At 70.4% G+C, this 18659-nt stretch carries 18 protein-coding genes; 4 read left to right on the top strand and 14 right to left on the bottom strand.

Annotated features, from left to right (window positions below):
- The first annotated feature begins 42 nt into the window (after positions 1–42).
- Positions 43–1083, top strand: a complete 1041-nt coding sequence (locus tag ACYVF7_RS31405) for an MBL fold metallo-hydrolase (protein ID WP_460347860.1) — start codon at positions 43–45, stop codon at positions 1081–1083.
- A 27-nt stretch (positions 1084–1110) separates the two neighbouring features.
- On the opposite strand, the gene ACYVF7_RS31400 is transcribed toward ACYVF7_RS31405, so the two are convergent.
- The 7 genes from ACYVF7_RS31400 to ACYVF7_RS31370 all read right to left on the bottom strand — a co-directional run bounded on the left by ACYVF7_RS31400 (position 1111) and on the right by ACYVF7_RS31370 (position 8928).
- Positions 1111–1869, bottom strand: coding sequence for an SDR family NAD(P)-dependent oxidoreductase (locus ACYVF7_RS31400; RefSeq protein ID WP_460347856.1), 759 nt, complete (start codon positions 1867–1869; stop codon positions 1111–1113).
- Positions 1870–1895: 26 nt separating this feature from the next.
- On the bottom strand, positions 1896–2951 hold the full coding sequence (locus ACYVF7_RS31395) for a phosphotransferase family protein (protein WP_460347854.1): 1056 nt from the start codon (positions 2949–2951) through the stop codon (positions 1896–1898).
- A complete protein-coding gene (locus ACYVF7_RS31390) occupies positions 2927–4129 on the bottom strand; it encodes an acyl-CoA dehydrogenase family protein (RefSeq protein ID WP_460347852.1) in 1203 nt (400 codons plus the stop codon). Before ACYVF7_RS31390 ends, ACYVF7_RS31395 begins: the two co-directional genes overlap by 25 nt.
- Positions 4130–4269: 140 nt before the next feature.
- Positions 4270–5874 carry a tannase/feruloyl esterase family alpha/beta hydrolase gene (locus ACYVF7_RS31385; RefSeq protein ID WP_460347850.1) on the bottom strand — a complete coding sequence of 535 codons (1605 nt, stop codon included), beginning with the start codon at positions 5872–5874 and terminating at the stop codon, positions 4270–4272.
- A complete protein-coding gene (locus ACYVF7_RS31380; protein ID WP_460347848.1) occupies positions 5871–6209 on the bottom strand; it encodes an AtuA-related protein in 339 nt (112 codons plus the stop codon). Before ACYVF7_RS31380 ends, ACYVF7_RS31385 begins: the two co-directional genes overlap by 4 nt.
- Entirely contained in the window at positions 6206–7579 is a 1374-nt protein-coding gene (locus ACYVF7_RS31375; RefSeq protein WP_460347846.1) for an acyclic terpene utilization AtuA family protein, read from the bottom strand. Before ACYVF7_RS31375 ends, ACYVF7_RS31380 begins: the two co-directional genes overlap by 4 nt.
- Positions 7576–8928 carry an MFS transporter gene (locus ACYVF7_RS31370; protein WP_460347844.1) on the bottom strand — a complete coding sequence of 451 codons (1353 nt, stop codon included), beginning with the start codon at positions 8926–8928 and terminating at the stop codon, positions 7576–7578. The genes ACYVF7_RS31375 and ACYVF7_RS31370 overlap by 4 nt, the downstream gene beginning before the upstream one ends.
- A 125-nt stretch (positions 8929–9053) precedes the next feature.
- Here ACYVF7_RS31370 and ACYVF7_RS31365 point away from each other — a divergent pair, with 125 nt between their 5' ends.
- A complete protein-coding gene (locus tag ACYVF7_RS31365) occupies positions 9054–10019 on the top strand; it encodes a LysR family transcriptional regulator (protein WP_460347841.1) in 966 nt (321 codons plus the stop codon).
- Between the two features lies 1 nt (position 10020).
- Here the strand turns inward: ACYVF7_RS31365 and ACYVF7_RS31360 are convergent, their stop codons facing one another.
- The 4 genes from ACYVF7_RS31360 to ACYVF7_RS31345 form a co-directional block, all read right to left on the bottom strand.
- Positions 10021–10203 carry a hypothetical protein gene (locus ACYVF7_RS31360; protein WP_460347839.1) on the bottom strand — a complete coding sequence of 61 codons (183 nt, stop codon included), beginning with the start codon at positions 10201–10203 and terminating at the stop codon, positions 10021–10023.
- A gap of 298 nt (positions 10204–10501) precedes the next feature.
- Entirely contained in the window at positions 10502–11059 is a 558-nt protein-coding gene (locus ACYVF7_RS31355) for an EF-hand domain-containing protein (protein ID WP_460347837.1), read from the bottom strand.
- A gap of 101 nt (positions 11060–11160) precedes the next feature.
- Positions 11161–12342: a cytochrome P450 gene (locus tag ACYVF7_RS31350; RefSeq protein ID WP_460347835.1), complete on the bottom strand. Its 1182-nt coding sequence runs from the start codon at positions 12340–12342 to the stop codon at positions 11161–11163.
- A gap of 45 nt (positions 12343–12387) precedes the next feature.
- Positions 12388–13788 carry a glutamate decarboxylase gene (locus tag ACYVF7_RS31345; RefSeq protein ID WP_460358191.1) on the bottom strand — a complete coding sequence of 467 codons (1401 nt, stop codon included), beginning with the start codon at positions 13786–13788 and terminating at the stop codon, positions 12388–12390.
- Positions 13789–13950: 162 nt separating this feature from the next.
- On the opposite strand from ACYVF7_RS31345, the gene ACYVF7_RS31340 reads away from it, so the two are divergent.
- The gene (locus ACYVF7_RS31340) at positions 13951–14145 is read left to right on the top strand and encodes a hypothetical protein (RefSeq protein ID WP_460347833.1); all 195 of its coding nucleotides are present in this window, start codon (positions 13951–13953) and stop codon (positions 14143–14145) included.
- Positions 14146–14276: 131 nt separating this feature from the next.
- Here ACYVF7_RS31340 and ACYVF7_RS31335 read toward each other — a convergent pair whose 3' ends face one another.
- From ACYVF7_RS31335 to ACYVF7_RS31325, 3 genes are all read right to left on the bottom strand, one after another.
- Positions 14277–15014: a VOC family protein gene (locus tag ACYVF7_RS31335; RefSeq protein WP_460347831.1), complete on the bottom strand. Its 738-nt coding sequence runs from the start codon at positions 15012–15014 to the stop codon at positions 14277–14279.
- A 73-nt stretch (positions 15015–15087) separates the two neighbouring features.
- Positions 15088–15729, bottom strand: a complete 642-nt coding sequence (locus ACYVF7_RS31330; RefSeq protein ID WP_460347829.1) for a VanZ family protein — start codon at positions 15727–15729, stop codon at positions 15088–15090.
- A 144-nt stretch (positions 15730–15873) separates the two neighbouring features.
- Positions 15874–17025: an exo-beta-N-acetylmuramidase NamZ family protein gene (locus ACYVF7_RS31325; RefSeq protein ID WP_460347827.1), complete on the bottom strand. Its 1152-nt coding sequence runs from the start codon at positions 17023–17025 to the stop codon at positions 15874–15876.
- A gap of 181 nt (positions 17026–17206) precedes the next feature.
- Here ACYVF7_RS31325 and nagZ point away from each other — a divergent pair, with 181 nt between their 5' ends.
- Positions 17207–18658 carry a beta-N-acetylhexosaminidase gene (nagZ, locus tag ACYVF7_RS31320; RefSeq protein ID WP_460347825.1) on the top strand — a complete coding sequence of 484 codons (1452 nt, stop codon included), beginning with the start codon at positions 17207–17209 and terminating at the stop codon, positions 18656–18658.
- Position 18659: the final 1 nt, after the last annotated feature.

Raw genomic sequence — 18659 nt, 5'->3', positions numbered from 1 at the left:
CCGCCGGCCGAGCACAGCGGCATTCCGGGAAGGGGAACGGTGATGACGGCGCGGTTCGACCACGGGGAATGGGCCGCGCGGGGAGTCCAGACCGTGCGGACCGGAGTGCACCGCATTCCACTCCCGCTGCCCGACGACGGCCTACGCGCCGTCAACGTCTATGTTCTGGAGCACCCGGCCGGCAACGGCGGAATCGTCATGATCGACGGTGGGTGGGCGATCCCTGAGGCGCGCAAGGAGCTCGAGCAGGGCCTGGCAGCCATCGGCCGGGACCTCGGGGACATCGGCCACATCCTGGTCACACACATCCACCGCGACCACTACACGCACGCCGTGGAACTGCGCCGGCTGCTGGGCTCGCGGGTCTACCTGGGCGTCGGGGAACGCCCGGGCCTGGAGATGCTCCACCGGCTGCGCAGCGACACACCCGCGAGCTCCCTTGAAACGTTGCGCCGGGCAGGGGCCGGGGAACTGGCCGACCGCATCGGCGCGATGGATCACGGCGGCTACGATCCCGCCGTCTGGCAGGCCCCCGATCGCTGGCTCGGCGCGGAGGCCGTGCGCTTCGGCGACATCGGGCTACAGGTCGTACCGACGCCCGGACACACCAGGGGACATGTCGTCTACCTGGACGAATCGCGGGGCCTGCTGTTCTCCGGGGACCATGTCCTGCCGCACATCACCCCGTCCATCGGTTTTGAACTCGCCGAGTCCGGCGGCCGGCCACTCGCCGACTACCTGGACTCGCTGCGGCTCATGACACGGTACGCCGACGCCCGCCTGCTGCCCGCGCACGGGCCGGTCACCGACAGCGCCCATGCGCGGGTGGCCGAACTGCTCGCCCACCACGACGACCGGCTGGCCAAGAGCCTGTCGGCACTGGGGGAGGAGACGCTCGACGCCCACGCGGTGGCGCGCAGGCTGGGCTGGACGCGTCGGCAGGTGCCGTTCGGCGAGCTCAATGCCTTCAATCGGATGCTCGCGATCAATGAGACGGCGGCGCACCTGGACGTCCTCGTCCTGCAGGGCCGGGTCGGCGTCGCGTCCGTGGCCGGGGTCAACCGGTACACCCGGATCCGATGAGCCGCGCGGGCGGCTCCCGCCGGTGACTCAGCGGGCCGTCCAGCCTCCGTCCACGTACAGTTCGGAGCCGGTGACGAAGCCCGCGTCCTGGGAGGCCAGGAACGCCACCGCCCCGGCGACCTCTTCGGGCCGGCCGAGCCGCCGCATGGGGGTGCCCTCGACCATCGCCGTGTGGCGGGGCGTGCCGCGCCACAGGTTCCGCGAACGCGGCGTCTCGATGAAGCCGGGATGGATCGAGTTGACGCGCACGCCGCGCTCCGCCCAGTGCAGCGCGGCGTTCTTCGTCATCAGGCGGACCGCGCCCTTCGCGGCGTGGTAAGAGAACTGGCCGCCGAACCCGCCGACCGTACCGAAGATCGACGCGATGTTGACAATGGAGCCGCCGCCGGCGCGTTCGATCGCGGGCCCGCCGTGCTTCATGCCGAGCCAGACGCCGGTCTGGGTGACGGCGATGACCTTGTCCCAGGTCTCCTGGGTCTCGGTCTCGACGGTTCGCATCTCGGCGATGCCCGCGTTGTTGACGAGCACGGACAGGCCGCCGAACTCGGCGACGACGCGTTCGACCGCGGCGCACCACCGCTGTTCGTCGGTGACGTCCAGCGCGAGAGCGAGTGCGCTCCCTCCGCCGGCCGTCAGTTCCTTCGCCAGGGCCTCGCAGGGACCGGCGTCCACGTCGGTCACCGCCACGGCGGCGCCTTCGGCGGCCAGTCGGCGTACGGTCGCCTCCCCGATGCCACCGGTCGCACCGGTGACCAGTGCGATCTGTCCGGACAGTCGGCCGTGCACGGGCCCTCCCTCACTCGGTGTGTCGGTCACGGCAGGAGCTCCAATCCCGAGCGCAGCAGCGCGGGCACCGCCGATCCGACCCGTTCGAATCCGGTGCCGACGGTCCGGCCCGCGAGGTGGCGGGCGTGAATGCCCTCGGCGATGACGGCCAGCTTGAAGTACGCCAGAGCCCGGTAGAAGCGCAGGTCCCCGAGGTCGCGGCCGGACCGCTCGGCGTACCGCTCGGCCAGTTCCCGGCCCGACGGGAAGCCGGGGTTGGCGGTCGGGACGTGGCGTACCCCCAGCACCGGCTCGCAGGTCGGCTCCCAGTACATGAGCAGCATCCCGAGGTCCGCTAGGGGATCACCGAGCGTCGCCATCTCCCAGTCCACGATCGCGGCGATCCGTCCGGGGTCGCCGGGCGCCAGGATGACGTTGTCCAGGCGGTAGTCGCCGTGCACGATCGCCGGGGCGCCGCTCACGGGGAGGGTCCGGGCCAGGCGGCCGTGGAGTTCGCCGATTCCGGGCAGCGCGCGGGTGGCGATCTTGTCCCACTGACCGCGCCACCGCCGTACCTGACGCTCCAGGTATCCCTCGGGACGGCCGAAGCCGTCCAGCCCGGCGTCGGCGGCATCGACCGAGTGGAGGTCCACCAGGGCATCGACGAGCGCCTCGGCGCTACGTCGCGCGTCGGCGGGATCGAGCGTGGCCGCCTCGTCGCCGTCGCGCAGCACCGTCCCCTCGACGAAGTCGACGACGGAGAACGGCGCCCCGATCACCGTGGGGTCGGGGCACGACAGCACGGCGCGCGCGACCGGCACCCCGGTGCTGCCGAGCGCGGCGACGACGCGGTACTCGCGGTCCATGTCGTGCGCGGTGGGGGTGAGCACTCCCAGCGGCGGCCGGCGCAGGACCCAGCGGTGCGTCCCGTCGGTCACCTCATAGGTGAGGTTGGAGCGCCCGCCGTGCAGGGGCGTGACCCGAAGCGGCCCCGCGCACTGGGGGAGGTGGCGTTCGAAGTGGCGCTGCAGCGCGGGTCCGTCGACGCCGACGACGGCCGTATGGCTCTCGGGCCCGGTCACCGTGCCGCCCTCCGCTCCCATGCCGCGCGCACCGCGCGTTTGGCGATCGCCCAGCGATGGGCCTCGGAGGGGCCGTCGTAGATGCGGAACGGGCGCACCTCCCGGTACAGCCGCGAGAGCGGGGCGTCGCCCGAGATGCCGAGCGCTCCGCACACCTGCACGGCTCGATCGACGACCCGGTTCACCGCCTCGGAGACGTACGTCTTGGCGATCGAGGTGTGCTGGGCGGCCGTGCGCCCCCGGTCCAGCTCCCAGCAGGCCCGCCACAGCACCGCGCGGCCGGTCTCGATGTCGATCTCGTTGTCGGCGAGCATCTGCTGCACCATGCCGAGTTCGGCCAGCGGCCGGCCGAACGCGGAGCGGTCGGCCGCGCGGTCCAGGGCGATGTCCTGGGCACGGCGTGCCACCCCGAGCCAGCGCATGCAGTGGGTCATCCGGGCGGGGCCGAGGCGTACCTGCGCGTACGGGAAGCCCTGGTCCACCTCGCCCAGCACCGCGTCGTCGCCGACCTCGCAACCGTCGAAAACGATCTCGCTGTGCCCGCCGAACAGGCCCTGGTCCAGGGTGTCGATGTTCCGGACGATCTTCATTCCCGGGTTGCCGGCGTCGACGAGGAGCATCGTCGCGCCGCCGGGGTCTCCGGGGACCCCGCTGGTACGGGCCATGCAGACGGTGAACGCGGCGCCGTCCGCGCCGCTGATGAACCACTTGCGGCCGTCGATCCGCCAGCCGCCCGAGGTCCTCGTCGCGGTCGTGGCGAGCGCGCGGGGGTCGGATCCGGCGCCGGGCGCGGGTTCGGTCATCGCGAAGCACGAGCGCACCTCGCCGGCCGCCAGCGGGCGCAGGTACCGTTCCTTCTGCTTCTCGGTCGCCACCACCTCGAGCAGGTGCATGTTGCCCTCGTCGGGCGCCGCGCAGTTGAGTGCGAGCGGGCCCAGGAGCGAGTACCCCGCCGCCTCGAACACCACGGCCTGGCCGCGCAGGTCCAGCCCGAGCCCGCCCCACTCCGCGCCGACGTGGGGAGCGAACACGCCCGCCGTCCGGGCCGCCTCCTGCAGCCGACGCCGAAGCGGCTCCGGCCCGGCGTGGACGTTCCCGTCGGACGCCTGTTCCTCGGGCAGCACGACATCCCGGACGAAAGCGGTGGTGCGCCGCGCGATGTCGGCGGTCCGCTCGTCGATCTCGAAATCGATGGACACCCTCACCCCTGGCCTGGCCATGCGGCATCCGCCGTACGACGACGTCTGGACCGCCCGAAAGCGCACGCGCACCAGCGGGCGCGTTTCCATCTTCCTGAATTGAACTCAGGTTGGCAAGGGTTCATGAGATTGGATGCGGGTCATCGCGTGGACCTGTCGTCGGGCGAGCAGTGGAAGTTCGATGCCACGCGGGTGTCACCGTCGCCGTTGTAGGCGGCCGCCTGCGGATACGGGCACAACGGCCGGGTCTGCCCGGAAGACGCCTTGGAAGCGGTGATGCTGTCGGGTGCGGTCCCTCGCTCGACCCACGCGCGGACGGTCCCGATGGCGTCGAAAGCGTCGAGCCCGGGACCGCCGGCGACGTGCCCGACGCCGGGCTGCATGAACAGCCGGAAGAAGGAGCGGGTGCGTGCCAGGCCGCCCTGCCGCCGCACGACCTCGTCGTAGTACTCGATCGGGAGCGTCTGGGCGTTGTAGGCGTCGGACCAGCCCTGCGTCATGATCAGCTTCCCGCCGCGGGCCGCGAACGCCCGCAGGTCCGGGCTGGTCGCGTCGATGACGGGACTGAGCCTGGCCCCGACCGCGTCGGCGTCGCGGCCGAAGTCGAAGCCGGTCCAGTCCCAGTTCGGGTCGCCGAACACGGCGCGGCCGAACAGCGGCTGCGCGTACTGCCGGGCCAGGCTGTTTCCGCCGGAGCTCTGAACGCTGTACCAGCCCGCGCCGGACGCGGAACCGTTCTCCGGGTCGGCCTCGCTGCCGCGGACGAACCCCGGATACAGCTCCCGGCCGGTGCGCGGGTCGCGGACGGGCGCGTAGATGGCCTTCGCGGCGGCGACCTGCGGCGCGGTGAGGCAGGACGCGGTGCCGCCGTCTCCGGGGCACAGCAGCGTCGCGGGGTCGAAACGGCAGTCCTGAGGCCGGGTGAGGTAGTCGTCGGAGGGCACCGCCTTGTCGGCCGCGCACGCCGACAGTACCGCGCGGTTCAGCAGCGCCAGCCTGTCCGGCGGAAGGTAGGCGCCGGGGTCGCGTTCGGACGGCAGGGCGGTGTGGATGAAGCTCATCATGAGGTGGCTGTAGGCCATTCCAGGCGCCATCGCGACGATGCCGTCGTAGTCGCGTGGGAAGTATTCGGCCTCTTCCATCGCCTGATCGCCGCCGGTCGAGCCACCGACGAAGTAGGAGTGGCGCGGCCGGTGCCCGTGGTACGCGGCGATCGCCGCCTTGGCGGGTTCCGTCATCAGATGGATCGAACGATGTCCCCAGTCGGCGAGGAGGACGGGATCGCTGATCCAGGTGCCGGTGGTGTCGGAGGCGGAGTGGCCGGTGTCGGTGGAGGCGGTGGCATACCCCGTGCGCAGCGCCTGGGCCATGGCCGCGTACGAGATGGTGCCGGCGAAGCCGCCGTTGCCGACCGCTTCGTAGTCACCCGACCAGGTGCCGGACGGAATCCAGACCTCGAACCGCACGGTACGCGCCGTGACCGCGGCGACCCGGCAGAACGCCGGAAGGCCGGTGAAGGTCTGGCCGTCGGAGGTGGTGTAGGAACCGGCCGGAACCTGCTCGGCGGCGGTCACGCGGGCACCGGGCAGGTGCCGGACGCGCGCGCAGGCCGTGCGCGTGGCGCCGCCCGGGGAAGCGGTGCCGCTCGGGGGAGTGGCGCCGGCCTGCGCGGGTGGCGCGATGAGAGCGACGGCCGCCACGGCGGCCAGGATGGCGACGGCACGGCGCATGCCTCGTCGTGTCATGCGGGGCGTCCTTCCGGTGTGTCGGGCAGGTCGACGACGAGCTCGAGCAGGGCGCTGCTGAGGCTCTTGGCGTGGGTGTCGAGGTAGAGCGACGCGGTGACCGTGTCGTCCGGGTCGCGCCGGCAGACGAAGAGCAGCGCGGGCAGGTTGGGCATCTCGTGCCGGACGACGTGCCCGTGGACGCGCCCGGCCAGGTGGTCCCGGACGACGTCCGCGGTCACCAGGCGGCACAGGTCCGGGTGGTGACGAGGGTCGTACGGGATCAGCGACAGGGTGACCAGCGTCCCCTTGTCCCCGGCGCGTGAGTGGGCGATCTCGGCGAGCCTGACCTTCATCGATCGGCCACCGGGTGGTGCACGCGGGGTTCCACGAGCGACCGTTCGATCGAAGTGGACACGATGCCGATGACCTCTTCCGTGGTGACGCGGACCCCTCCGCCGCCCGCTGGCCCGGTGGTGTAGAGGGCGGCGACCTCGTGGCCGATGGCCTCGGCGGCCTCGCGGGTGGGCGCGATGCCGGCGATCCGCAGCCGGCACTCGTACGGTTCGGTGCCGCCGCCCAGGTCGTCGCCGTGCAGGGCGGTGGCTCCGATGTAGTCGGTCCGCAGCCGGGGGATCAGGCCGCCGAGCCGGTCGGCGACGACCTGGCCGGCCAGTCGTGCCCGGTGCAGTGCCGTGGCGCCGGCGTAGGAGATCTCCGCCTCGCAGCGGAACCCGGCGCGGTATCCGACGCTGACCTTGAGGGTCGGCGGGCGCGGCGCGCCGGTGGTCGCCGTCACCCGGACGCGGTCGGGTCCGGTCTCGTGGATCCGGACCGTGGTGAAGTCGGCGGTCACGTCCGGGGTCAGGTAGGCCCGCGGGTCGGTCACCTCGTACGCGAGCTGTTCGGCGACGGTCATCCGGTCGACGCGGCCGCCGGTGCCCGGCGGTTTGGTGACCACGCCGGCGGCGTCCTCGCCGACCTCGGCGATCGGGTAGCCGAGGTTCGCCAGGTCGGGGACGGTCTTGTACGGCGGATCGGCGAAGTAGCCCCCGGTGACCTGGCCCCCGCACTCCAGGAGGTGGCCGATCGTCGTCGCTCCCGCGATCCGGTCCACGTCGTCGAGGGACCAGCCGAACTCGTGCGCCAGCGGTGCCACGAACAGCGACGGGTCGGCGATCCGGCCGCCGATGACGACCTGCGCGCCGCTTCGCAGGGCCGGCAGCAGCGCGTCCGCGCCGAGGTATGCGCTGGCCGAGACGAGCTCGCCGTGCTCGATGAGCGGCCGGCCGTCCTCCCAGGCGGGTGCGGTGACGTCGATCCGGTCGAGTACGTCGTCGCCGGTGACCGCGGCGACGCTCACCGGCACCGCCAGTTCCGCGGCGATTCGCAGCACCCGGCGCGCGGCGGCGAGTGGGTCGGCCGATCCGATGTTGGTGACCAACCGCGTCCCGGTCCGCGCCAGCGGCTTCAGCAGCAGCCGCATCCGCCGGTCGAGCGACGGGTCGTATCCGGCGGCCGGATCGGCCAGCCGGCGCAACTGCCCGAGTGCGGTGGTGCGCTCGGCCAGGCACTCGAGCACCAGGTAGTCCAGTTCACCGCGGTCGACCAGGTCGACCGCGGGCTGGACGCGGTCGCCGGCGAACCCCGCGCCGCAGCCGACGCGAACCGTTCGCCTCTGCGGTGCGGACGCTGAAGGCCGGGGTGCCGTACGGGTCACGGTCACGGTTCGACCGGTCCCAGCGTGGCGCCGGCGGCGATCGTGCCGTGGGCGCCACCGCCCGTACGGTGCCGCTGCACGATCGTCACCGCGGCCAGCGACACGACTCCGGCGGAGGCGAACACCAGGTAGGCGAGCTTGAGCGGGACCTCGTGGTCCAGCAGCGCGCCGCCGAGGTACGGCCCGGCGATCGCGCCGACCCGGCCGATGCCCAGGCACCAGCCGGTGCCGGTCCCGCGTAGCTCATCGGGATAGACGAGGGTGGAGTAGGCGTTCTCGGCGACCGACGAGCCGTACGCGAACATCCCGGCGAGGAAGGCCAGCAGCCCGATCGTGAGGTCGGAGTGCGCGAATCCGAGGACGATCAGGGAGACCGCGACGCAGGCGTACGAGGCGAGCACGATGCGGGAGACCGCGACGCGTCCGGCCAGTGCGCCGTTGATGACGATGCCGACCACGCCGCCGCCGTTGAGGAGGATGAGCATCGTGAGGCCGCCGGCCACCGATAGACCCGACTTCGCGACCAGCGTCGGCAGCCAGGTCAAGATGGCGTACAGCATCAGCAGGCACCCGGAGAAGGCGAACGCCAGCAGTACCGTGCGCAGCACGTAGCGGCGCTCGAACAGCCTTGCCATCGGCACCCGGCCGGCCGACGGCGCGGCGTAGAGCTCCGCGTCGGCGGCCACCTTCTCCGGACCGGCCACCGCGGCCATGATCCGGCGGGCCCGGTCCGTACGGCCGCCGCGCACGAGCCACTCCAGCGACTCCGGCAGGAACAGCGCCAGGACGGGCACCAGGAGGAGCGGGAACGCGCCGGTCAGGATCACGCCGCGCCAGCCCCACGAGCCGATGGCGGCGCGGCTGACGGCCGCCGCGAGCAGCGCCCCCGTCGCGTACCCGATGGAGGTCCACATGACGAAGGAGGACCGCCAGCGGCGCGGCGCGTACTCCGCGGACAGGGTGGCGGTGAGGGGCAGCGCGCCCCCGAGACCCAGCCCGGCGCAGAACCGCAGGACGCCGAAGACGACTGGACCGGAGGCCGCCGCGCTGAGCCCGGCGCAGGCGCCGAAGACGGCCAGCGAGACGATCAGGCTGGGTTTGCGGCCGATGCGGTCGGCCACGGTGCCGAGCCCGATGCCGCCGAACAGCATTCCGGCCAGCCCGGCCGACCCGAGCAGCCCGGCGGCGGTGTGGGAGATGTGCCAGGACTTGGTCAGCGCCGGTATGACGGCGCCGAGGACGCCGACGTCGTAGCCGTCGGCCAGGAGAGTGATCCCGCAGAGCAGTGCGACCGAGATGTGCACCCGGCCCAGCCTGCTGTCCTTCATGAATTCGGTGACGTCCGTACGCGGCATGGGCCACTCCCGGGCAGGAGACGCGGGTGGGGGTCGCGGCTTCGTTGCCGCCGTGTTGCGGATTGTTCACCTCGGAACAGAGATGCGTCCAACATCAATATCGCAACCATTTATGATCTGGACGCATGAATCTGTCGCTGCGCCAGCTCGCGGCCTTCGAAGCGGTGGCCCGGGCGGGAAGTTTCACCGCGGCCGCCGAGCGCCTGTGCCTCTCGCAGTCGGCGCTCAGCCGGACGGTCGCCGGAGTGGAACGGACTCTTCGCGTGTCACTCTTCGAGCGCACGACCCGGACGGTGACGCTCACTGCGGAGGGCCGCCAGCTCCTGGCGGTCGCCGACCGGATCCTCGCGGCGCATCGGACCGGGATGAACGACCTCGCTCGCTATCTGGCGGGTGAGCACGGCACGGTCACCATCGCGACGCTGCCGTCGGTCGCGGCGGTCCTGCTCCCGCGCGTCCTGTCGGCCTTCCACGAGCAGCACCCCGGGATCACGGTACGGATCCTCGACGGCCTGGCCGGCACGGTCACCGGCCATCTGCTGGACGGCGACGCGGACCTGGCCATCACGATCCCGGACGGCGCGCCCCCGCGGATGCGACGCCGCGCGCTGGCCCTCGACCGGTTCTTCGCGGCGCTGCCTCCCGGGCACCGGCTGGCCGAGCGGGCGACGCTGACCTGGTCCGATCTGGCGCCTCAGCCGTTCGTCGCCATCGGCGCCGACTCCAGCGTCAGGATGTTCACCGACGCGGCGTTCGCGACCGCCGGAGTCAGCGCCGCCCAGGTCGTCGAGGCGGCCAACGTCGCCACGGTGGGCGGCCTGGTGGCCGCCGGACTCGGCGTGTCCGCGCTGCCGGCTCTCGTGCAGGCCCTGATGAGCTTCGCCGGCCTGGTGCACCGGCCGCTCACCGGCCCGGTCGTCGAACGACGGCTCGACGTCATCCTGCCCGACCGCGGCGCACCCGCCCCGGCCGCCCGCCACTTCCTCGACCTCCTGGCGACGCTGCACGCCGACGCGTTTCCGATGCCCGCCGGCGTCCGCTGGGCCGCACCGACCGTGCCGGGGTCAGGCTTTCAGTCCGCCGGCCAGTAGGTCAGAACCGCTGGAGGATGAGGAGCAGCACGATCAGCGGGACGATGGACACGGCCGAGCCCGTGATGACCAGCGGGTACAGGTCGGTGTCGCCCGCGCCCTGGCCCAGGAACGTGTACAGCCCGAGGGTGAGAGGGTATTTGTCCTGGTCGGACAGCATGATGAACGGCAGCCCGGTCATCATCAGGCTTCCCGATGGGCGCCTGGTCTACAACGCCGCCGGCAGGCCGACGACGGCGACTACAGGTTCCAGGCGGTTGAGAACACGAACGTGTACCTGACCGGCACCTCCCGTGGGGCGCCGCTGACCTTGCAGAACGCGGTCGAGGACGGCTCACAGGAGTGGCGGCTGGTCCCGCAGGCCCGACCTTGGCGGACGACGAGACCCCACTGATGTGGGATTCGACCACCGTCCCGACCAGACGCTGATCTGAGGTGGGGTGGGCCGACGAGCCCACCCCATGGCGCCAGGTAACAGATGATCAAGCGTCAGGCGGTGTGACGAGGATATGACCGGGGATGTCGGTGCGCTCGGATCTGTACCAGTCCACGATCGCCGCGGCCCAATGGTCGACCGGGATTCGGCCGTCGCCTGATTCGTCCAGTTCCTCGAACACGGCCGCGCTGTTGGCCTCCGCGAACCCGCTCGCGGTCATGCAGGTGAGGAAGTCGTCCCGTTCGACGTATCCGTCGTCGTCCCGGTCGACCAGCGCGGCCATTGATGTCGCGTAGTCGGTCACGGCCTGTTCCGCGTCGCCGGGGTCGCCTAATCTGGCGAGATACTCGGCCAGGCTGATCCGGCCGTCACCATCGGCGTCGAGGGACGCGCACAGGCCCGCCCAGAAGTGGTGATGCCCGTCGAGAACCGCCTGGCCCTTCGCCGACTCGCGCGGCTCGCCCAGTGCGCTGAGCACCTTGGTGGCGAGCCGGTCGAAGTCGGTCTCGTCCAGGTAGCCGTTACCGTCGGAGTCGAGTATGCGGAATCGCAGGAGCAGTCGTTCGTGGGCGCCGGAACTAACCTGTGCGGACTCATGTTTCATAGGAACTCCGATCGCTAATTGTGATCATCGGCGTGGTGTTCGTGTCCAAGATTTCGGACACCACACTTGTGGCGCGAGCTGCTCGAGATGTGGACCTCTGGTCACCAGCGAACAGGGAGACCACTCGGCCCGCGGTAGCGCCAGCCGTAGTAGCGCACCGGCGACTTGTCGGTATCCAGGCGGATCGTTGGAAAACGCTCCAGCAGCACTTCGATGCTGATGCGGATGATCTCTGGGACTTGTTCCCAGGCCAGGCAGCGGTGACTGCCGTAGCCAAGCGAGGCGTGCGGTCGCATCGGTCGGTGGATGTCGAATGCGTCGGGGTTTTCGTAGACCCTCTCGTCGCGGTTGGCCGAGGCGGCAATGGCCGCCACACCGCTGCCCGCCGGGATGGTGGCGCCGCCCAGCTCGAAATCGCGGGCGGCGGACCGCATGAGGGCACCCACGGGGGGTCGCCAGCGCAGGCCCTCATGGGCCGCGTGTTCCAGCAGGGACGGATCGGCCTTCACGGCTTCGAGCTGGTCGGGGTTGTCGAGAAGACCGAGCATCGTCGAACTGGCGCCGTTGCCGGGTTCCTCGGTCGCGGTCAAGATCAACCGGACCGTGGGCAGGATCTCCTGGATGGGACGAGGTCGGCCTGCAGGACGTCCGGAGTGCAGAAGATTGGACAGCGTCGAATGGATCGGGTTCTTTTCGAGTTCCTCAAGGTACGGAATGAGGACCCGGTCGATATCGGCCCGGGTGGCTTCGCCGAGCCGGGTCCTGGCCGGATCCTTCTCGAAGTTGGTGATGGCGCTGTTCATGCCGTCGGCCCACCTGATGAAGACTTCCGGATCGATATGATCGAGACCCAGGATGTGCGCCTCCGACAACACGGCGACCGGCGCGAAGTACTGCTCCTTCAGATCGGCCGGTGCCCCAGAGCGCTCCAACTCATCGGCATACTTGTCGGCCAACATCCGCACATGATCCCGAAGGCCCGCCGGCAGCGTCTCCCGGGCGTAGTCATCATCGGTGCACCTGCGGAGGTCGCTGTGCGGGTCCCCATCGGTCGCAAGCATGTTCCCCTCGCCGCAGACCTTGAGGATCAAAGACTTCGAGAAATAGGAAATGAACGTCTCTGACAGGCTGATCACCGTCCGGACATCCTGATTCCGCGTTACCATCCACTGATCAAGCGCCGGAACATAGGCGACGGGTTCCTCCTCCCGTAACCGCGCATAGATCAGGTACGGATCGTCATTCAACTGATCGATCGTGATGCTCTCCGCGAACTCGCCCATCTCCGAACACCTTCCCCAGAAGGACGCCCTTATATAGGATGGCTTTCAGTGGTAGACGGGGCCATTCCGTCGTGGCGTCGGAATGGCGGGCTTGTCGGCCTCCGCCGTGGGCGCGGGAAACAGCTCGGCCAGCTCTGCGCGCAGTGCGTTCAGCAGTATGTCCGCGGTGTCGCGGCTGAAGCCGTTGCGGATCACCATGCGCATCACGGCTACGTCGTCGAGGGCGCCGGGCAGGTAGTAGGCGGGTATCTGCCACCCGTGCTTGCGCATCCGGTCGTGTACGTCGAATACGGTCGTGGTCGTGTCGGGCCGCATCCGCAACGCCACGACCGGCAGATGAGTTCCATCGGAGATGACCTCCAGCCCGGGCATCTTCGCGATCTGTTCGGCCAGATAGGACGCCACATCACGGCAGGCCTGTTGCACCGCGCGGTAGCCATCGAATCCGAGGCGCAGGAAGGTGTAGTACTGCGCCACCACCGGGGCGCCGGATCGGGAGAAGTTGAGCGTGAAGGTGGGCACGCTGCCGCCGAGCAGCTCGCATTCGAAGATCAGCTCCTTCGGCAGCGCCTTCTTGTCGCGCCAGATGATCCACCCGATGCCTGGATAGACCAGCCCGAATTTGTGGCCCGAGGTGTTGATGGACAGCACCCGAGGCACCCGGAAGTCCCACACCAGGTCGGGCTCGAGGAACGGAGCGATGAAGCCGCCCACCGCGGCGTCGACGTGCAGCGGCACGTCCACTCCCCGTTCGGCCTGGAGACGATCCAACGCGGACGCGATCTCGGCCACCGGGTCGTAGATCCCCAGCGCGCTGGACCCGAGAATGGCCACCGCGCCGATGGTGTTCTCGTCGCAGAGGCTCGCCACCTCGGACGGGTCGACGGTGAAGCCGGGTTCCCGGATCGGCACGTAGCGCGGCTCGACATCCCAGTAGCGACAGAATTTCGGCCAACAGGTGTGCACCACGCTGGGCATCACCAGATTGGGCCTGTCCGCGGGCAGGCCCTGGGCTCGTCGCCGCGTACGCCAGTTGAACTTCATCGCCAGCCCGGCCAGCATCGTGGCCTCGCTGGAGCCGCCGGTCGAGCACCCGACGCCGTTGGTGCCCTGATCGTTCCAGAGGTTGGCCAGTATGTTCACGCACCGCGTCTCCAGCTCCGCCGTCTGGGCGTACTGGTCGTGGTCTATCAGGTTGCGGTCCAGGGAATCGGCGATCAGTTCCTTGGCCTGGGGTTCCATCCAGGTGGTGCAGAAGGTGGCGAGGTTGAGGCGGGCGTTGGAGTCCAGCATGATCTCGTCCCGGACCAACGCGGCGGCCGAGTCCGGCGCCATCGGACCGGGCGCCAGCCGGTAGCGGGGAATCCCGCCGCGCACCAGCCCGCTGTACAGCGGCTTCATGACCAACTCCACGTGCCGACCCTCGCGATGCACCTGCTTGACCATGTCGATCACGCTCCTGTCGGGGCAGAGGCCATGATTGCCGACCACCAGCATGGGATACTCACAGTAGTTACGTGACTACCGAATGGGTCACATTTTGGTACGGGTGCAGAGTCGGCACCGCCCGGGACGTCCTGGCACGCCGTCGACGACGAGGGCGACGCGGTGCTAGACATCGCGACGGTCATCGGCCGGCGATTGGGCCTGGCGGTCGAGGCGGTGCCGGTGGAGACCTTCGGCCCGTTCGGTCCGATCTTCGCGATGGACCAGCCGGCGTCCAGTGCCCATACCCGTGACGCCCTCGGGTGGCAGCCGACGCACCCCAGCCTGCTCGAGGACCTGGAGAACATTCAGCCCTGAGACCGTCGATCCTCGGGTGGCGTCAGCGGGTCGTCCGGCCCGGGTCATCGCCCGGACCGGGCAGGAAGGAGCCTGTCACCGCCGAGCGGTCCCGCCGCTGACCCGAAACCGCCCGGAGCCGTTGTACGAGGTCAGCGGGGGGTGAGGAGGCAGAACTCGTTGCCTTCGGGGTCGACGAGGACCGTCCAGTGGAGGTCGGACTGGTCGATGCCGGGGTCGGTGGCGCCCAGAGTGCGCAGGCGGGCTTCCTCTGCTGCCAGGTCGTCGCCGGGGTAGGGAGAGATGTCGAGGTGGACGCGGTTCCACACGGTCTTGGGGTCGGGGGTGGGGATGAACTCCAGGTAGGGGCCGACGGCCTTGGCGGAGCGCATGACCGCGTGGTCGTCGGTGACCTCGTGCAGGGTCCAGTCCATCGCCTCGCCCCAGAATCGGGCCATGGCGCGCGGGTCGGCGCAGTCGACGACCACCGCGGCGATCGGTCCGGTGTCCCGGTAGATCGGCCGGGGTTCCAGAACGCAGAACTCGTTGCCCTCCGGGTCGGCCATGACCGTCCAGGGAACGTCACCCTGGCCCACGTCGGCGGAGGTCGCGCCGAGCTCCTTGAGGCGCGCGACCAGCTCCGCCTGGTGGGCGGCCGAGGTGGTGGCCAGGTCGAGATGCACCCGGTTCTTGACCGTTTTGGGTTCCGGACGGGTGATGAGGTCGACGCAGACGGCGGAGGGGTCGGGGTAGGCGAAGCCGACGGGTACGAGGCCGGTGAAGCCGGGCTCCTCGCTGTCGATGGCCCAGCCGAGCGCCTCCGCCCAGAACCGGCCGAGCGCGGAGGCGTCATGGGCCTTCATATTGATCTGCACCAGTCTCGTAGCCATACCAAAGATCGTAAAGGCTCACGTACCGGTTGTAGGCTCCGCCGGACCGGGTTTCCGGCGGGATCGGGGCAGCTCAGCGTCCCGGTACCGGGGCCGATCGGGGTCGGTCTGACGACGCCGTAGCGCGCCACCAGTGGCGCGATGCCAGGGCGGCCAGCCCGGCGCCGGCGGTGTTGAGCAGTACGTCGTCCACGGAGGACACCCGGTCCAGCCGCAGAACGTACTGCGCGGTCTCGACCAGGGCCGAGCAGCCCGCCGCGAGCGCCAGGACCCGTGGTACCGACGCCAGCGCCGCGAACCGCAGCGGGGTGAAGAACCCCAGCGCCGCGAACACCAGCAGGTTGCCGACGACCTGGCCCGTATCCATCGTGAGCAGGTCCCGCAGCGGTACCAGGCTCACGACGGCGCCGGCCTCGTCGCCCGGCAGCAGGATCATCCAGACCCACGGCACCGTCCCGTAGACGATGCCGACCTCGGCCAGCGACATCCGCCACGCCGACGTGACGCCGGCGGCACTCCGACGGCGTGCCAGAGCCCACACCGCCAGCGCGGCCAACGGCAGTGCGGCCACCGTGATGAGGGCCACGCCATTGAACGTACCGAACAAGACGTACCACCCCGGCCTGCGCAGCGGCATGGTCAGGATCCCCAGCACCATGTCGACCGGGCCGAACGCAGCGATCGCCGCACCGAGGATCGCCAGACTGACGATCACGATCCCGCGCCTACGACGGGCTGGGGCTGATAGTGGGGCGCTGTGATCCATGCCTGCATTGAAGACGAAAGCCTGTATCGCGGGCGTATCTTTTTTCGGCAGGACAGTCCCGCGCTCCGGACGCCCCCTGCCGGCCGCGTCGGCCTACCGACCCGGCGCATACAGCAGATAACGCTCCCGGAGGGCTCGGAACGCGTTCAGGGGGTCCTCCCATGATGCGGTGATGTCGGCCGTGTCCGCGCCCGCGTCGATCGATTCGCGCAGCGCCGCCGAGCCGGCCAGTTTGTCGCAGAACGGGGTCCGCCATGCGAAGTCGTCCGGCCAGCGGCGGCGGACGGTGGTGAGGATCGCGACGGCGGTGTGGACGGGGTCGAATCGCCGGGGATCGGTGACGTGAAGGTGGAGGCCGTGCACCGGTGTGCCGGAGTGCTTGGAGAACGCTGGAACGAAGGTGGTCTGCCGCACCGCCGCGCCCGGCGGTTCCAGCGCCGCGATCGAGCGGGCGAGGCGCGCGTCCAGCCAGGGCGCGCCGAGCACCTCGAACGGTGTCGTCGTTCCCCTGCCCTCGGACAGGTTGGTGCCCTCGATCAGACCGGTACCGGAGTAGCACTCGGCGGTGAGGGCGGTAGGGATGTTCGGTGACGGAGGAACCCACACGAGCCCGGTGTCGCCGAACCGCATCTCCCGTCGCCACCCGCGCATCGGCGCGACCTCGACCCGCACGTCCCCGATCAGATCGGCGAAGAGACGGGCCAGTTCGCCGATGGTCATGCCGTGCCGCAGCGGGACGGGCGCACGTCCGACGAACGAGGCGAATTCCGCGGCGAGCATCGGCCCGGCCACGATGTCGCCGCCCACGGGGTTGGGCCGGTCGAGGACGAGGACCGGCACTCCGGCCAGGCCCGCCGCCACGAGCAGGTCGTACATGCTCCACACATAGGTGTAGAACCGGGCGCCGACGTCCTGCAGGTCGATGAGCAGCAGTTCCACGCCGGCGGCACGCACACGCTCGGCGATCTCCGCCGGCTCTCGCTGGTAGGTGTCGACGACCGGGATCCCGGTGTCCGCGTCGACCGTCGAGGACTCGGATTCGGCGGCCTGCGCGGTGCTGCGGAACCCGTGCTCGGGTCCGAAGACCGACACGATCTGGAAGCCCGCCGCCAGCAGTGCGTCGAGGTCGTGACGCAGGCCGGGCGTGACCGACGCGGCCGACGCCAGCAGTCCGATCGCGGCGCCTTTGACCTGCGAGGAGACCTCGCCATCAAGCAACCGCTCGATCCCTGGAGAAACGCGCATTTCCTCTCCCCGGACCTCACGAGTCGGCGGTTCCGGCAATGCCCGGCGCGGCGGCTTCAGCGATAAACCCGCCTTTTCGGACACACAATGCGAGCGATCTGATCCCTAGTGCGATCGCCTTCTTGATCGTAAGCTATCAACGCTACGGCTTGGCCGATCGAAGGAAATTTACCGAGGAGCCATGACGGATCTTGACCGCTGCCTGCTCGTACGCATGCGAGGGCATGCCCTCTTCGACGAACTCGCCGCATGGCTGCGTGCCGGCCTCGGCGGGGTCATCCTCTACCGCGACAACATCCGGGACCACGAGCAGCTCCGAACTCTGATCGCCGATCTGCGGGCGGCCTCGCCGGATGTCCTGGTGGCGGTCGACGACGAGGGTGGCGACATCACCCGGCTCGAGGCCGCGACCGGATCGTCCTATCCCGGCCACCGGGCCCTCGGAGAGATCGGCGACCCGGCGCTGACCTGGGACGTGGCCGCGGCGATCGGCGGCGAACTGGCCGCACTCGGCGTGAACCTGGACCTGGCGCCCGTCGCCGACGTCAACACCAATCCGATGAATCCGATCATCGGCGTCCGGTCCTTCGGCGCGGACCCCGGCGTCGTGGCGGCGCATTCGGCCGCGTTCGTCGGCGGTCTCCAGTCGCGCGGTGTCGCGGCGTGCGCCAAGCACTTTCCCGGGCACGGCGACACCGATCGAGACTCCCACCTCACCCTGCCGACCGTCTCGCGTGACGAGGCCGACCTGCGCCGGATCGATCTCCCGCCGTTCGCGGCCGCCATCCAGGCGGGGGCGCGTTCGGTCATGAGCGCCCATGTCCTCGTCCCGGCCCTCGACACCGAACCCGCCACCGTGAGCGAACGCGTCCTGACCGGACTGCTTCGCGCGGAGATGGGCTTCGAGGGCGTCGTGATCACCGACGCGCTGAACATGAACGCCATCCAGGACACGATGGGGATCGAGGCCGGAGCCGTACGCGCCATGAGCGCCGGCGCCGACCTGCTGTGCCTCGACACCGACTGGGACACTCAGCAGGCCGTACGGCACGCGCTGGCCCGCGAGGCACGATCCCGGCCGGCCTTCAGAGCCCGGCTCACGCAGGCCGCGGAGCGCGTGAACGCCCTGGCCGAGTGGACGGACCCGGAGACGGAAGCCGAGGCCGATCCGGCGCTCGGTCTCCGAGCGGCACGGCGCGCGCTGCTGGTGTCCACCGGTGACGCGACCCCGCTGCCACTCGCCGGCCCGCCCTACGTCGTACAACTCCGGGTCACCCCCGACCGCGCGGGCATCGGCGGCCGCGCGGCCAGCCTGCTCGCGACACTCCAGGAGCTCGACCCGCGGGTCGACGGGGTGACGCTGACCGCCGAGCCCGATCCCGACGCCGTACTCCCCGCCGCGGCCGGAAGGCCGCTCGTCGTCGCCGTGCGTGACGCGCACCGCCACGAATGGCAGCGCCGGACGATCGAGGAGCTGTGTGCGCGGCGGCCGGACGCCGTCGTCGTTTCGACCGGCCTTCCCTCCGACGAGGTCCTGGCACCTGGACGGTTCCTCTGCACGTACGGCGGAGGCCGGGCGCAGGTACGGGCCGCGGCGGAGGCGCTGCTGGGTGCTCCGGAAGACGGAAGGTGAG

The sequence above is a fragment of the Actinoallomurus acanthiterrae genome (assembly GCF_054775715.1).
Note: the sequence above shows the minus strand (reverse complement) of the source record. Positions and strands in the feature narration are given on the sequence as shown.

Coding starts and splice junctions, on each gene's coding strand:
- ACYVF7_RS31405 (WP_460347860.1), top strand. CDS start 43: ATGACGGCGCGGTTCGACCACGGGGAATGGGCCGCGCGGGGAGTCCAG.
- ACYVF7_RS31395 (WP_460347854.1), bottom strand. CDS start 2,951: ATGGGAGCGGAGGGCGGCACGGTGACCGGGCCCGAGAGCCATACGGCC.
- ACYVF7_RS31385 (WP_460347850.1), bottom strand. CDS start 5,874: ATGACACGACGAGGCATGCGCCGTGCCGTCGCCATCCTGGCCGCCGTG.
- ACYVF7_RS31380 (WP_460347848.1), bottom strand. CDS start 6,209: ATGAAGGTCAGGCTCGCCGAGATCGCCCACTCACGCGCCGGGGACAAG.
- ACYVF7_RS31370 (WP_460347844.1), bottom strand. CDS start 8,928: ATGCCGCGTACGGACGTCACCGAATTCATGAAGGACAGCAGGCTGGGC.
- ACYVF7_RS31365 (WP_460347841.1), top strand. CDS start 9,054: ATGAATCTGTCGCTGCGCCAGCTCGCGGCCTTCGAAGCGGTGGCCCGG.
- ACYVF7_RS31360 (WP_460347839.1), bottom strand. CDS start 10,203: ATGATGACCGGGCTGCCGTTCATCATGCTGTCCGACCAGGACAAATAC.
- ACYVF7_RS31355 (WP_460347837.1), bottom strand. CDS start 11,059: ATGAAACATGAGTCCGCACAGGTTAGTTCCGGCGCCCACGAACGACTG.
- ACYVF7_RS31350 (WP_460347835.1), bottom strand. CDS start 12,342: ATGGGCGAGTTCGCGGAGAGCATCACGATCGATCAGTTGAATGACGAT.
- ACYVF7_RS31345 (WP_460358191.1), bottom strand. CDS start 13,788: ATGGTCAAGCAGGTGCATCGCGAGGGTCGGCACGTGGAGTTGGTCATG.
- ACYVF7_RS31335 (WP_460347831.1), bottom strand. CDS start 15,014: ATGGCTACGAGACTGGTGCAGATCAATATGAAGGCCCATGACGCCTCC.
- ACYVF7_RS31325 (WP_460347827.1), bottom strand. CDS start 17,025: ATGCGCGTTTCTCCAGGGATCGAGCGGTTGCTTGATGGCGAGGTCTCC.
- nagZ (WP_460347825.1), top strand. CDS start 17,207: ATGACGGATCTTGACCGCTGCCTGCTCGTACGCATGCGAGGGCATGCC.